A 14,527-nucleotide genomic window follows, 5' to 3' on the forward strand; every position below is an offset into this window, starting at 1 on the left:
TTAATGAGTATCGAATATAGCTCTGAGTTGAGAAGAAACTTAATCAAATTGGTATTAATATCAATTCTATTAAGTTTGCTTTCAAGGGTCAGTTTAAAAGCTTATGCCGCGATATTGATTTTGTGAACAGGTTTAAAAGTATTTAAATCTAAAAAACCAGTAGCTATGCTACTGGTTTTCTCAAATATATTTAACACATATTTAATGGGAGTTAAGCGATAACATTATTTGTGTAACAAACTGGGTATCACTTCTAAATACAGTTAAAAGCAATATTAGGCTGTTGAAACTTTATCTGCTTCTGCTTTTTTAAAGAGGTCTTTGATCTCGTCTTTATTATCGCTGTTATATTTAACACCAATTAAAATTGATCCTTTCTCAATTGCATCTTCATAGTATTTAATTTCATGTTCTGGAATAAAAGCACCAATAACTGCACCAATTGCACCACCCGCTGCTGCGCCTGCGCCACCTGCTGCTAACGCTGCAACCATAGGGCCTGCAACTAGTAATCCTGCACCACCTGTAGCTACTGCACCTACTGTAGTAAAACCAGCAACCAATGCAGCTATTATACCTGTTGATGTAGCTCCAATTACGCTTCCTTCAGCAGCTTTAGTTCCTTCGTCAACAGCAAAGTCTTCTTTAGAGTATGAGTCGTTAGCGACAACACTTACTTCATCAGAAGTAATTCCAATTAACTCTAGCTTTGAAATTGCCATCTTTGCTTTTAATGGGCTTTCGAATAAACCTGTAATTACATTACTCATAATTATTCCTTATTAAATTGGTTATAAAAAATGATTTAGAATCATATGTTCGGTTGTACGCTATTAATAAAGCAACAGCCAAGCCAAGGTATAATTATGCTTACTTTAATTTTCTTAAATATGATTAAACCTTGCTTTTACTGAGCTGTAGAGAATATAAATTTTAAAGATTGTTTTTTAAATTTATATTCTCAAGAGGAATTGAGTTAATTAGTTGAGCTGTTTATGTAAAACTTACGTTAATGGGCGTAAATATTACTTAAATAACCTGAGATCCCTAATTATACCGTAGTACCTATCAGCGTTTAGGGTGAAGAAGAATAAATGAAGTAACTAAAGCGTATAATGTTACTAAGATCTAACGGCTATATAGATAAAATATTATGCCAATTTATTTGCAAATATAACAACTTATGTAATGCTTAATGGAAATTAAAAATATAATAAATCACTTGGGGATACCTATGACATGTCGTTATGTAATTGTTGATGTTTTTGCCGAGAAACTATTTGAAGGAGCACAAATAGCCGTGGTGCTTGATGGAGATACCTTATCGGATGAAACGATGCAAAAAATTGCCACGGAGTTTAATTTATGGCGAACTGTATTTTTAAAAACAGAGAATAATAACAGTAGTTTATCAATCCGTACCTTTAACCATAAACGAGAATTTGATTTTGGCGGTCACGCCACTATTGCAGCAATTTATACCTTAGCTCAACAAAACATTATTACTCTAACTGAAGGAGATAATAACTTTGTTTTAACCGAAGCTTGTGGTGATATTAACTGCACCGTAAGTATTAAAAACAATGAAGTTGTTTTTAATAAATTTGTTAGCCAAACCAAGTTAGTAATCGATCGTTTTACTCCAACACTTGATGAGTTAGCAAGCATACTTACAGTGAAACCTGAACAACTAAAGGTTGAAAGTTTTCATCCAATGCTAGTTGCGTCGCATGTACCCTATTTATTTATCCCTGTGGATAACGTGGCAACATTAGAGTCTGTTCACTTTGACTACAAAGCTTGGGCAGCTTCAACAGCGCCAGCAACTTTTGCTAATGCGATATTTCTCTTCACCACTAGTACTCAAAACGAGAAATTATATTTTCATTGCCGCTTACTTGGCCCTAACTTTTCAATACATGATGATCCACCTATTGGTGCTGCTATTCCTGCCTTTTCAGGTTACTTGAATCAATTTATCAAACAAGATTTACCGTTAAAATTTACCGCGCAACGTGGTAGTGAAGCAAGACGTGTAAGTGTGATTGAAGCTGGGCTTTTGTCAGTAGTTGAGGATAATGTAGAGGTTAGCATTGGTGGTAATGCCATATTAGTAGCTGAAGGAAAGTTATACCTTTAATGATAGTTTTAGTGATAGCTTAGGTTTACAGCGTCATCACTGTTAACCTAACCGATTAGACTCAGGATTGACGAAACACCAGTAATAAATACATAAGAAAAGCGACTTCTATATGAGTAAGTCGCTTTTTTGTTATTGAAAATTTTGTCCTGAAATGAGAATTAGCTACTAAGGCTATCCCACTAAATCATCAGGTAACTTTAAGATTATTCAACCGTAACTGATTTAGCTAAGTTACGTGGTTGGTCAACATCAGTACCTTTAATAATAGCTACATAGTATGAAAGTAGCTGTAACGGTAAGGTGTAAACAATTGGTGCAATAATGTCGTCACAATGCGGTACGTTAATTACTTTCATAGTGTCGTCGCTTTCAAAGTGTGCGTCAACATCCGCAAATACATACATTAAACCACCACGAGCACGAACTTCTTCAACGTTTGATTTAAGCTTTTCAATTAAATCATTTTTTGGAGCAACCACAATAACTGGCATTTCAGCATCAATTAACGCTAGCGGACCATGTTTAAGTTCGCCAGCTGCGTATGCTTCAGCGTGAATGTATGAAATTTCTTTCAGTTTTAACGCACCTTCCATCGCAATTGGATATTGATCACCACGACCTAAGAATAATGCGTGATGTTTGTCGGCAAAATCTTCTGCAAGATCTTCAATTGAAGGCGCTAACGTTAGCACTTCTTCAAGTTTATTCGGTAATGTTTGTAATGAATTAGCAATGCTTTGTTGTTGCTCAATTGGCATACCATGATGCTTACCAATGGCTAAGGTCATCATTAATAAGCCAACAAGTTGCGTGGTGAAAGCTTTGGTTGAAGCAACACCAATTTCTGCGCCCGCTTTGGTCATAAACGATAAATCTGATTCACGTACTAATGATGAACCCGGTACATTACAGATACTTAAACTTGAGGTGTAGCCAATTTCTTTGGCTAAACGTAAAGCTGCTAGCGTATCGGCTGTTTCGCCTGATTGCGATAAGGTTACAATCATTGAGTTTTTAGGCACAAACGATTTACGGTATCTAAATTCACTGGCGATTTCGATATTACACGACACGCCGGCAAGCTCTTCTAACCAGTAACGAGCAACCATACCTGAATGGTAACTAGTACCACAGGCAATTATTTGTACGTGGTCAACATTTTTGAATATTTCATCAGCGCCATGACCAAAAGTGTCGATATTCAGCTCAGTACCTGATAAACGACCTTCTAGGGTGTTACGTACTGATGTTGGTTGTTCGTAAGTTTCTTTTAACATGTAATGACGGTATTCACCTTTATCACCACTGTCGTGCGATACATTAGCTTCTGTCGCTTCACGCTCGACTGGTTCACCGTAAGTATTATAAACCTTCACTTCAAAGCGGCTGATTTGTGCAACATCGCCTTCTTCAAGGTAAGAGAATTTACGGGTAACAGGTAATAATGCCATGATGTCTGAAGCGATGAAGTTTTCGCCTAAACCATAACCGATAACTAATGGGCTGCCAGAGCGAGCAACAATCATGTTGTCTTTATCGCGCTTATCCATAACTACTGTGCCGTAAGCACCTTCAAGTTGCTTAACCGTTTTTTGTACAGCTGCTAATAAGCTATCGCTGGTTTTAAGCTCATGATGAACTAAGTGGGTAATTACTTCGGTATCAGTTTGTGAAACAAATTCATAACCCAAAGCTTGTAGTTTTTTACGTAATTCGTCATGATTTTCAATAATACCGTTGTGTACTACTGCAATGGTGCCGTTTGAAAGATGAGGATGCGCGTTTTCTTCACTTGGCACGCCATGCGTTGCCCAACGAGTATGCGCAATACCAGTACCGCCTGAAATAGGGTTTAGCTCTAGTGCTTTCGTTAACTCTTGTACTTTACCTACACGTTTAGTCGTCAATAATTCATTGTCGTTACTAATAATCGCCACGCCAGCAGAATCGTAGCCGCGATATTCTAATCGCCTTAAGCCTTCTACTAAAATTTCTGATACATCACGTTGCGCAACTGCGCCAACTATTCCACACATAGTTTCGATTCCTTTATGTTTACGCCATGTGACGCAAAATGATTTAATGTTGTTGAGTTTGGTTAAATCTGATTATTAATATTCATTTCAGCTAAAGCTAAAAACAATTTGAAATTATAAGTTAACCTTCGGCGATAATTAAGTTTACGCCTTGTTCAATAAGGGCTGTGCGCATTTCATCTGACAAACCGTTGTCTGTAATTACAGTATGAATTTGCTGCCAGTTTAGTTCTAAATTCGGTATTTTTTTGGTTATCTTGGCTGATTCAACCATCACGATAACTTCTCGCGCCACTTCAGCCATAACACGGCTTAAGCCTGTTAATTCATTAAAGGTGGTAGTACCGCGTTTTATATCAATGCCGTCTGCGCCAATAAATAACTGATCAAAGTCATACGACCGTAAAACCTGTTCGGCCACTTGTCCCTGAAATGCTTCTGAATTTGCATCCCATGTGCCGCCGGTCATCAATAAGGTTGGCTCGTTTTCTAACGCATGTATTTCATTAGCAATACTTAACGCATTAGTCATCACAACTAAACCTTTCTTAGTTGCTAATTCTGCTACTAATGCTGAGGTTGTTTGTCCGCTATCAATAATAATGCGGTTGTGATCACGAATAAGCGTTGCCGCAGACTTAGCTATCAGTAGCTTTTGCTCTGATAGCAAATCAACTTTTGCTTCGGTAATTTCTCTAGGTAATGCAATAGCACCACCAAAACGTCTGAGCAACAACCCGCTATTCTCAAGAGCGGCAAGATCTTTACGAATAGTGACTTCAGAAGTATCAAATTGCTTGGCTAAACCTTCTACACTCACTTCTCCACGGACGTTTAAGTCTGTAATAATGTTATGACGACGTTGTTGAGTATTGCGTTTAGACATGATTTTTTACTTTATATTATTGGAATGATTTCATGATAATTGCTTTCAAAAGCATCATTAATAAAATTTCAATCTGTAGCACTTAGTTTCAAAGTTGTGCGAATTATCTTTCATTTCGAAAGTTATTGCAATTATTGTTTAGTTTCCACCATTAAGTATTAAATTAAATAGAGTAGAAGGAAGAGAAAAGGCTAATCACTAACACTATCTGAATATTACTTATATACTTTGTTAGTATTGCTAAGCACTCGCTTACGTGAGGGCAAATTAACCGTTTTGAGAAAATATGAATATTGTTGTAACACGAACCTTTCTACTCATCTTTAGTTGTTTATTAACGCTATGCTCATCGATGGCGGTTGCAATAGACGTTGTTAAATTATTAGGACCACAATCTGGTTTTGATAACAAAGAAGCACATAAAGATGCCGTTATTAAACGAGCCTTAGAGATTACTATTCCCGAATATGGCGCTTATGAAATAGAAAAAACAAGTCAGTCTGCTGTAACAGGACGTGCGCTTAAAATGATGCAAGATGGCGAACTTGTTAATCTTTGTATAAGAATCGCGAATGAGGAATGGAACCAAAAAACGATTCCAATAAAGCTCCCACTGCGCTTTGGTGTAAATAGTTACCGGCTACTATTAACAAATAAAGTAGATCTACCTAAATTTGCTAACATTCAAACACTTGAAGATCTAAAAAAGTTACGTGTCGGTTTGGGTCGTGATTGGACAATAACTAATGTTTTCAGGGTTAACGGCTTTCAAACAGTAGAATCTTCTAATTTTGAAGGTACGTTTTCAATGTTAGCACATAGGCGTTTTGATTATATTCCTCGCGGTATTAATGAGGTTTTTGAAGAATTATCAAAGCGAAAAGACAATCTTGACACTGTTGTTATTGAGCCAACGCTTGCTCTTGAGTTAAAGCTAGCAACATACGCCTATGTTGCCCCTAATCAACCGCGCCTTGCAAAACGACTTCAATCTGGCCTAACTATGATGCTAGCAAACGGTGAATTACGACAGTTGTTTAATGATTACTATTTAGATGAAATAAAACACGCCGGCATGCGTAACAGAAAAGTTATAAAAATAGATAATCCACTCTTTGTTGACAGTGAGTTACTCGATGATCCAAAATTCTGGTTATCGCCTAACGAGCTATAAATAACACTAGACTTAAAACATAAGAAAAACATTAAGCTGAAAAATAATACTTTATAAGTGAATAAAACCAACTTACTTAAATTGGTTTTATGTGCTATAAAAGTCAGCTAAATTTAATTAATATATTCACTTATTCTTACATTAACATCACAAAAGGATTTCCTATGATGACACTTTCAAATAAAAAATTATTCAAAGTAACCGCTATTGCAGCAGCAATTTCATTATTAACAGCTTGTGGAGGCTCAGACTCAGTAAAAGATGCTGCTGATGTCATTGAAGATAAGATAGATGATCTGATAGACGAAAATAAAACTCTTGAAGGTACCTTTATTGATAGTGCTGTTGCTGGTATCAATTATGAATGTGGTGATAACTCAGGGGTTACAGATGCTGAAGGTAAGTTCGATTACAAACTAGGCGATGCATGTACCTTTAAACTTGGCGATCTTGAATTGGGTTCTATCGCAAACATGACAGTAGAAAGCCCTATCGTAACGCCATTTGATATTGCAGAAGATAGTGAGAAGGCCATAAAAATAGCCTCACTATTACAAACCATTGATGCTGACGGCAATCCTGAAAATGGTATTGACCTAACAAGTTTTGATTCTACTAAGTTAACCGCTGATATTTTAAATTTAAATGGAAACGATTTTTACCAAGAAGTTTGGCAAGTAACTGGTGTTGAAGCAGTAACATTCGAAGCCGCGCAAAAACATATGGAGCAAAGCTTAGCACAATCAAAAGGCTATCATAGTACCGCCATTGAAGACGTAATTAGTAAAGTAGAAGCTGTTGATAACGTTGAGCAACTTGATATAGAAAGTTTCTTAGCAGAGATTAATACTATTTTAGCTACCGATGACGGTAGTAACAAAAATGATATTAACGCATTAAAAGCAATTTTTTCTATTGTTGAAATTTTAAATGACCCTCGCGTGCAAAACCGTATAACACTTTCTAATGACTCAGGTTATACCGCATTTTTGCCGCAAATTATTGATGCCTCATTAAATGCTTCAGACGCAATGTTAAAAGCATCTACAGGCTCTACTGAAGATATTTCAGGCTTATTTTTTGAAATGAGTACGCGTCTTGCTGCAGCTAGTGACACATTAGGTCAAAGCTTTGAAGATCCTAACTATGTTGCTAATTATGGCGCAAAAGCTAATTTAAACTTAACGGCTGAGGCTGCCTATGCAATACAAGCTATAGCGCTAGGTTATTCAAGTGTATTAAGTTATTTTAGTGCTTATAATTATGCATCCGATAGCTATTACCTACCACAGTCATTTGCTAAAGAGCTAGACGTTATCGATTATAGTTACGTTTATGATGTACAGTTGCAGGAATATATTGAAGAGTATAGCGCTAGCACTATTAATGCTGAAGCAGAATATACTACTGCTGAAATTAGCCCTGATCTACTCTACAAAGACGACAACTTTGGCCGTTTACATAGCGATCCTAAATATCTTACTTTAGCGAAAACTAGTTTGATTAAAATCGTTGAAATAGGAAAAAAAGAATATAGTTTAAATAATGATGATACTACTGCTGAACAAGAGAAGAATATTGCAATCATTGATGCCTTTTTAGCTAACTTAAATGCTGAAGATGGCAGTAAATCTCCTATTGATTTAGCAGATTATAGTAACACTGTTGAAGGTAAAGTTAATTTACAGGCATTCTATTCACCTGAAACAGCGCTAGACCGAGATGATTTTAATATTAGCGCAAGCATTGATTGTGGTGATTTAACCTATTCTGAAGACTATTCAAAACTTATGGGTTCTCCGATGTGTTCATCTGGAACATACGTTGATGGTGAGCCTGTAGACTGGGATTCGAGAACTACCCTTGATTACAGTAATAATGATGCTGGTTACAGTGCTACTATGATTTATGCAGTGCCTGCAGAAATTAATATTGATATTGAACCAAAGTCAGAAGCCGTGCTTGATAACTTTATTTTAGAGTGTACAGAAATTGATGACAATGCTGTGAAAAGTGATTGCGTAATAATTGATTAATTTCATCACGCTTTTTGCTTTATGTGCATTACAGCTTACCTCGGTAGCTTTGGCTACTGAGGTAAACTCAGTAATGACAAATACTAAACATAAGTTTTACCGTAAAACAGAAGATAATAGAACCAAACTAAGCTTCGAAATTACCGCAGAACGCTTTATTGAAGACTTTAGCCAACTGAACAAAAAGTCTTACTTCTTATTTTCACACCTCAGCTCAAAGAAAGTCACCACATTTGAACAAGGGACTCTCTACCTTAAAAATAGTCATTTACACTTCAATCAAGCTTTTTGGCATCAAGGAAAGTTAGTATTAAAAGATACCTCAGGCATTATCAACAACCAAAAATTTAATGCCCCCGAAATCCGCTTTAATAAAACGAAAATGGACGTAATAGCCAAAAAGATAACATTAAAAAGCAAAAATAAAATATCACGTAAATTAAATTTCCAACAAACGGTTGAACCTATTACTTACCCTTATCAAAAAGTCTCTTTTTTTAGCCCACCGCAAATACCTTAAGTAGTTTGATTAGCCTGAGATCGGGGTAACGAAATACAGTATGGCAATAATATCAACTGTTTAGAAGTTCACCTCTACAATAGTTTTAATGATTAGTGGTACAAGGGGGGTTGTAGCATTTTGCTTACCCCGAACTCAAGTTGATTACTATACTCGTGAAATTGTAACTAATGGCTCTCTCTCAAGCATTATAAAGTTACAGCACTTGATTACGCTTATCCGTTAAAATAAAACATGATACATATAGCATTTTGTAATATATTGTCACTGCGAGTTAGCTTCGTCTTAACTGCTGTTTAAACTAATTGCGCTATTAACTACCCATAATTAACTTAAAGCTTGGGTAATCAATATAAAGGATTAAATGAATCATGAAAAAATTTCACAAATTAGCAGTCGCAAGTGCTTTTTCGCTTACTTTACTGGCTGGCTGTAATAATACTAACGAGGATACATCCTCTGCTGCGTCGCCAGCAATCAAACCAGTTTCACAACCAGTAACTTTAGGTACAACTGGGCTAACGGCCGAACAAATTAAGTCGATAGCTAAAGAAGCCTACGTTTATGGTTATCCTTTAGTGGACAACTACCGGGTTCAGTATGCTTATTATATAGACAAAGATAGTGCTGACTACAAAGCCCCCTGGAATGAAATAAAGAACATTAACAATGTGTTCACGCCAGCAGATACTACTGTACAAACGCCAAATTCAGATACCCCATATTCATGGCTAGGTTTAGATCTTCGTGCAGAGCCTGTTGTATTATCAGTACCTAAGATTGAAGAAAATCGTTATTACGATATACAAATGTGGGATGCTTATACATATATTATCGGCTACGCTGGTTCAAGAACCACAGGCAACGACGCTAGTAATGTAATGATAGTGGGCCCTAGCTGGAAAGGCGAAACACCTGAAAACATCAAAAAAGTTTACGTTTCTGATACTGACTTTGGTGTTGTTGTGTTTCGTACACAATTATTCGATGCTGACGACATTGACAATGTACGCAAAATTCAAGCTCAATATAAATCACAACCGTTATCTGCTTTCTTAGGTACAACACCTCCTCCTGCAGCACCAGTGATTGATTTTATCAAACCGTTAACCAAGCCTGAACAGAAAACATCACTAGATTTTTTCAATATAATGAACTTCGTGCTTAGCTACAGCCCTGTAGTACCGAGTGAAAAAGCACTAAGATCACGTTTCAATAAAATTGGTATAGGCGCCAACTTGAACTTTGACGCTGCAAACCTTTCACCAGAGATGAAATTGGCCATTGAACAAGGACGTGCAGAAGCATGGAAGGAATTTGCTGGTGGCGTAGAAAAATTAGTTAAAGGAGAAATCACCTCAGGTGATGTTTTTGGCTCTCGTGAATACTTGAAAGACAATTACTTTTACCGTTGGATGGGTACTATTGGCATTTATGGTAATGCAAAAGAAGAAGCTATGTATCCAGTTTACCGCTCTGATAGTGAAGGAAATCCACTAAACGGTGAGAATAAGTACACAGTGACCTTTGCACCAGGTGAACTGCCTCCAGTCCACGCGTTTTGGTCTTTAACTATGTATGACTTACCACAGAGTTTGTTAGTTGCTAACCCAATTAATCGCTATCTTATCAATTCACCTATGTTACCGAACATGAAAAAAGGTAGTGATGGCTCATTAACTCTTTATATTCAACATGAATCTCCTGGTAAAGAACTGGAGTCCAATTGGCTACCAGCACCAAAGGGTCCATTTGCATCGTACATGCGTCTTTACTGGCCTAAAGAAGCTGCACTTAGTGGTACTTGGACTGCGCCAAAAATGTATAAAAAGTAGTTAATGGGTTAATAGGCTGTAGTTTAGAAACTATAATTATTAACACCAGATCCATTAATTAAATGATCGATTTCATACGTAGTAAAAATGGCATTCAAATTAATTTTTGAATGCCATTTTCTTAAAGTATTTAGAAAAACATAGATATTAATCAATAAACACTAAATATTCCCTTAACTTTATTCTCTTTCTTTTGACTTTGAGGAAAATGCCTGCTTATACTATTTTACCCTCGCTACAATCTCTTTTACATCAACGGTGAGCGGTAAAATAAGGGATTAATTAAACTGATTGATGACTCTTTATGAACCGCATTTTGGTATTCATAGAAAGTAGCTGATTTCGTATTTTTCGCATGTACGAATCACTTGCTACCAATCAACTTTACTAAATAACTTCAACACCACTATATTGGAAGATAAGTATGAAAAATAAGATTATTTTTGCATCACTGATTGCATTTGCTGCAATAGGCACTGGATGCCAAGCAACCGCCGAGAAATCAGCCGTTAATGAAGAACCTGTTGTTGGCACTTATACGCAAACGACAAATATTCCTGAAGGAATTTTAACGCCTGATGTAGTAGAAACATCTATTGGTACATTGAACTTTTTTGATGGTACACCAACAACTGAAACCGTGCAGTTGGTTTATGACAACCTAGATCGTTCTCGCGGCGTTGACGCCTTTTTAAAAGGTATTCAAGGTGCATCAGTTAGAGAATTAATTGAAGGACCTAAGGCCATTGGCGCAAACGTAAAATTCAATGACATTCTAATTTTTGAACAGCTACTCGACTCTAAAGAAACCTTTCTTACCGGAAACACTTCTACTTTATACGTTATTCCTTCATTAGACCTGAAAACCAATGGTCCAATGGTTGTTGAAGCTCCTCCAGGATTATTAGGCGGTTTTAACAGTGCTTGGTTTGAATACATTAGCGATATTGGTGTTTTTGGACCAGATAAAGGTAAAGGTGGTAAATTCTTAGTATTACCTCCTGGTTATGAAGGCGATGTTCCTAAAGGTTATTACGTAGTGAAATCTCCAACGTACAAAGTATGGAATTTCATGCGAGTAAATATTGCTGGTGGTTTAGAAAAAGCGGTGAAATTAGCTAAAGAAACTGTAAAAGTTTATCCGCTGTCTATGGCTGATAATATTCCAGAAATGAACTTTGTAAATGGCTCTGAGAATCCATTCAATACAATTCACCACAACGACTTTACCTTCTACGAGGAAATTAATAAAACCATTCAAGAAGAGCCACTTGAAATGCTAGACCCTGAAACACGTGGTTTATTTGCTTCTATTGGTATTCAAAAAGGCAAGCCATTTGCACCAGACGCTAGAATGAAAAAGATTCTAACGGATGCCGTTGCTATTGGTAATGCTACTGCACGCTCAATTGTTTGGTACCCAAGAACTAGCGGTAGTGTTGATAACATGAAGGGTATTCAAATTTACCCAGATACAAACAGTTCGTGGATGATGGGCTTTTTAGACAAGAATGTTTTCTTTAATGGTAAAGATGGTCACACAATGAACAGTGACGCGAGAGACTTCTTTTACTATAGCTATACTGTTGTAACACCTGCCATGGCTGTTTCTATTCCTGGTAAAGGTTCAGATTACGCGGTAGGTTTTGTTGATGAAAACAAAAAAGCGATGGACGGCTCTAAAACCTATAAAGTGACTTTACCTGCTAATGTTCCAGTAAATAACTTCTGGGCATTTACGCTTTACGACACGCAAACAAGATCGCAATTACAAACCGATCAACCTAAACCAAGTGTTGGTAGCCAAACTGAAGGCTTTAAAGAAAATGCCGATGGTTCAATGGATGTATATTTTGGACCTAAAGCACCTAAAGGCTTTGAAGGTAACTGGTTACAAACCATTCCAGGAAAAAGCTGGTTCACTATCTTAAGAATGTATGGACCACTTGAACCTTGGTTAAAGAAAACTTGGCGTCCAAGTGAAATTCAACTTGTTGAATAACTCATAAAATGATTGATTGAGCAGCGTTAAGTTAAAGGCGCTGAACTATAAACATTGAGTTAAGCTAAATAACCTGAGTCCATACATCGAACTCAGGTTAAATATAATGGCATCTAAATTTATTTTTAGGTGCCATTTTTTTAACTCACTAGCCTGAATTGGGGAAAAGCAAAATAAAGACTGCCAATAAAAAAGCGACTGCGTATTGTAAGTGAATTTACAATACGCAGTCGCTTTCTATAATAATGAACTTAGTTACTTCTAATTACTATAAGTTAGACATTAACTATTAGCTATTTTTAACCGGACGTTGCCAACCACTCACATTACGCTGTTTAGCGCGGCCTAAGCCTAAATGGCTGTCTTCAACTGCTTTGGTAATTACTGATCCCGCACCTGTTGTTGCCGAGGCGCCAATAGTTACTGGTGCTACTAATGAACTGTTAGAGCCGATAAAAGCATTGTCGCCAATAACCGTAGTTGATTTATTTACACCATCGTAATTACAGGTAATAGTACCTGCACCAATGTTTACCTTAGCGCCAATTTCAGCGTTGCCAAGATAACTTAAGTGCCCTGCTTTGCTGCCTTTACCTAAGGTAGTTTTTTTCATTTCAACAAAGTTACCCACGTGTGAGTCTTGCTTCATGATTGAACCTGGACGAATACGCGCAAATGGACCAACAGAGCAATCGGCCTCTATAACTGAATCTTCAATAATAGTGTTAGGCTTAATTTCAACATTTTCGCCAATAGTACTATTAATAATAATACAGTTAGCACCAATTACCACGTTATCAGCTAATGTTACCGTACCTTCAAAAATACAGTTTACGTCGATATTTACTTCAGTGCCTGTGGTTAATTTACCACGAACATCAATGCGCGCAGGATCACGTAAACTTGCGCCTGCAATCATTAACTCTTCAGCGATACGTGCTTGATAAGCACGCTCTAACTGAGCAAGCTGCACACGGTTATTTGCACCTTCAACTTCTATTTCGGTGTCAGGGTGGGCTGTTGCTATAACTTTGCCTTCACCGTGTGCTGAGGCAATAATATCTGTAAGGTAATATTCACCTTGCGCATTATCGCTTGATAAATTACTTAACCAGCGTTTTAAATCGCCGCCGTTGGCATATAAAATTCCAGTGTTTGCTTCGTTAATTTTTAATTGCTCTGCACTGGCATCTTTTTGTTCGATAATGCCAACTACTTGATGTTCGCCATTAATTTCTTGACGAACAATGCGGCCATAACCCATTGGGTTGGCTAAATTTACGGTTAATAACGACATGCCGTTTTCAGGCTTAACCGCTAATAAAGCCTGTAAAGTAGATACCTTAGTTAAAGGAACGTCACCGTAAAGTACGAGTACATTTTCATCATCTTTTAAGAAAGGTGATGCTTGGTCAACAGCGTGACCTGTGCCCAATTGCTCTACTTGCTCAACAAATGTTAAATCATCACCAGTAATACGCTGTTGTAATACATCACCACCAAAACCATAAACAACATAAATATTGTCTGCGCCAAGTTGACGAGCACTGTCAATAACATGACCAACCATAGGCTTGTCTGCTATTGGATGAAGTACTTTAGGTAAAGATGAGCGCATACGAGTACCTTTACCCGCGGCAAGAATAACAACTGAAAGTGACATGATAAATCCATTAAATGAGCATAATTGAAGAGCGCACATTGTAACCAAGTTAACGACGCTTTTAAATAAAATGAATAAAATGAATTAAATGATTATAAATAAGTGAATAGAAATCCCACCAAGATTAGGATTTCAATTGGACTTTGTTAATATCAGCGTGAATAAATTTCCGCCTACAACGACAGGTATGTGAAGTAATGGAACTTATCCTTAACTGATAGCTAAGCAAAGT

The 14,527-nt window shown here is 36.9% G+C and carries 10 protein-coding genes; 6 read left to right on the forward strand and 4 right to left on the reverse strand.

Features of this window, described 5'->3' with window-relative positions; genetic code table 11:
- Window positions 1-275: 275 nt before the first annotated feature.
- Window positions 276-770: a hypothetical protein gene (locus CWS31_RS12580; RefSeq protein WP_101342606.1), complete on the reverse strand. Its 495-nt coding sequence runs from the start codon at window positions 768-770 to the stop codon at window positions 276-278.
- Between the two features lie 464 nt (window positions 771-1,234).
- Here CWS31_RS12580 and CWS31_RS12585 point away from each other — a divergent pair, with 464 nt between their 5' ends.
- Window positions 1,235-2,140, forward strand: a complete 906-nt coding sequence (locus tag CWS31_RS12585; RefSeq protein ID WP_101342607.1) for a PhzF family phenazine biosynthesis protein — start codon at window positions 1,235-1,237, stop codon at window positions 2,138-2,140.
- Between the two features lie 206 nt (window positions 2,141-2,346).
- Here the strand turns inward: CWS31_RS12585 and glmS are convergent, their stop codons facing one another.
- On the reverse strand, window positions 2,347-4,179 hold the full coding sequence (gene glmS, locus CWS31_RS12590; RefSeq protein ID WP_101342608.1) for a glutamine--fructose-6-phosphate transaminase (isomerizing): 1,833 nt from the start codon (window positions 4,177-4,179) through the stop codon (window positions 2,347-2,349).
- A gap of 121 nt (window positions 4,180-4,300) precedes the next feature.
- Window positions 4,301-5,065 (reverse strand): DeoR/GlpR family DNA-binding transcription regulator, encoded by a 765-nt coding sequence (locus tag CWS31_RS12595; RefSeq protein WP_101342609.1) that lies wholly within the window; start codon window positions 5,063-5,065, stop codon window positions 4,301-4,303.
- A 286-nt stretch (window positions 5,066-5,351) separates the two neighbouring features.
- Between CWS31_RS12595 and CWS31_RS12600 the strand changes: the two genes are divergently transcribed.
- The 5 genes from CWS31_RS12600 to CWS31_RS12620 all read left to right on the forward strand — a co-directional run bounded on the left by CWS31_RS12600 (window position 5,352) and on the right by CWS31_RS12620 (window position 12,632).
- On the forward strand, window positions 5,352-6,239 hold the full coding sequence (locus CWS31_RS12600; RefSeq protein WP_148747763.1) for a type 2 periplasmic-binding domain-containing protein: 888 nt from the start codon (window positions 5,352-5,354) through the stop codon (window positions 6,237-6,239).
- Between the two features lie 164 nt (window positions 6,240-6,403).
- A complete protein-coding gene (locus CWS31_RS12605; RefSeq protein ID WP_148747764.1) occupies window positions 6,404-8,275 on the forward strand; it encodes a hypothetical protein in 1,872 nt (623 codons plus the stop codon).
- Between the two features lie 73 nt (window positions 8,276-8,348).
- A complete protein-coding gene (locus CWS31_RS12610) occupies window positions 8,349-8,795 on the forward strand; it encodes a hypothetical protein (RefSeq protein ID WP_148747765.1) in 447 nt (148 codons plus the stop codon).
- A gap of 371 nt (window positions 8,796-9,166) precedes the next feature.
- Window positions 9,167-10,630, forward strand: a complete 1,464-nt coding sequence (locus tag CWS31_RS12615; RefSeq protein ID WP_101342613.1) for a DUF1254 domain-containing protein — start codon at window positions 9,167-9,169, stop codon at window positions 10,628-10,630.
- A 424-nt stretch (window positions 10,631-11,054) separates the two neighbouring features.
- The gene (locus CWS31_RS12620) at window positions 11,055-12,632 is read left to right on the forward strand and encodes a DUF1254 domain-containing protein (RefSeq protein ID WP_101342614.1); all 1,578 of its coding nucleotides are present in this window, start codon (window positions 11,055-11,057) and stop codon (window positions 12,630-12,632) included.
- A 289-nt stretch (window positions 12,633-12,921) separates the two neighbouring features.
- On the opposite strand, the gene glmU is transcribed toward CWS31_RS12620, so the two are convergent.
- Window positions 12,922-14,295: a bifunctional UDP-N-acetylglucosamine diphosphorylase/glucosamine-1-phosphate N-acetyltransferase GlmU gene (gene glmU / locus CWS31_RS12625; protein WP_101342615.1), complete on the reverse strand. Its 1,374-nt coding sequence runs from the start codon at window positions 14,293-14,295 to the stop codon at window positions 12,922-12,924.
- Window positions 14,296-14,527: the final 232 nt, after the last annotated feature.

Origin of the sequence: Colwellia echini (genome assembly GCF_002843355.2) — a bacterium.
GTDB classification, from domain to species: Bacteria; Pseudomonadota; Gammaproteobacteria; order Enterobacterales; family Alteromonadaceae; genus Colwellia; species Colwellia echini.

Excerpts from the sequence above, each read along its gene's own strand:
- CWS31_RS12595 (WP_101342609.1), bottom strand. The coding sequence starts at position 5,065 with ATGTCTAAACGCAATACTCAACAACGTCGTCATAACATTATTACAGAC.
- CWS31_RS12605 (WP_148747764.1), top strand. The coding sequence starts at position 6,404 with ATGATGACACTTTCAAATAAAAAATTATTCAAAGTAACCGCTATTGCA.
- glmU (WP_101342615.1), bottom strand. The coding sequence starts at position 14,295 with ATGTCACTTTCAGTTGTTATTCTTGCCGCGGGTAAAGGTACTCGTATG.
- CWS31_RS12610 (WP_148747765.1), top strand. The coding sequence starts at position 8,349 with ATGACAAATACTAAACATAAGTTTTACCGTAAAACAGAAGATAATAGA.
- CWS31_RS12585 (WP_101342607.1), top strand. The coding sequence starts at position 1,235 with ATGACATGTCGTTATGTAATTGTTGATGTTTTTGCCGAGAAACTATTT.
- glmS (WP_101342608.1), bottom strand. The coding sequence starts at position 4,179 with ATGTGTGGAATAGTTGGCGCAGTTGCGCAACGTGATGTATCAGAAATT.
- CWS31_RS12615 (WP_101342613.1), top strand. The coding sequence starts at position 9,167 with ATGAAAAAATTTCACAAATTAGCAGTCGCAAGTGCTTTTTCGCTTACT.
- CWS31_RS12600 (WP_148747763.1), top strand. The coding sequence starts at position 5,352 with ATGAATATTGTTGTAACACGAACCTTTCTACTCATCTTTAGTTGTTTA.
- CWS31_RS12620 (WP_101342614.1), top strand. The coding sequence starts at position 11,055 with ATGAAAAATAAGATTATTTTTGCATCACTGATTGCATTTGCTGCAATA.
- CWS31_RS12580 (WP_101342606.1), bottom strand. The coding sequence starts at position 770 with ATGAGTAATGTAATTACAGGTTTATTCGAAAGCCCATTAAAAGCAAAG.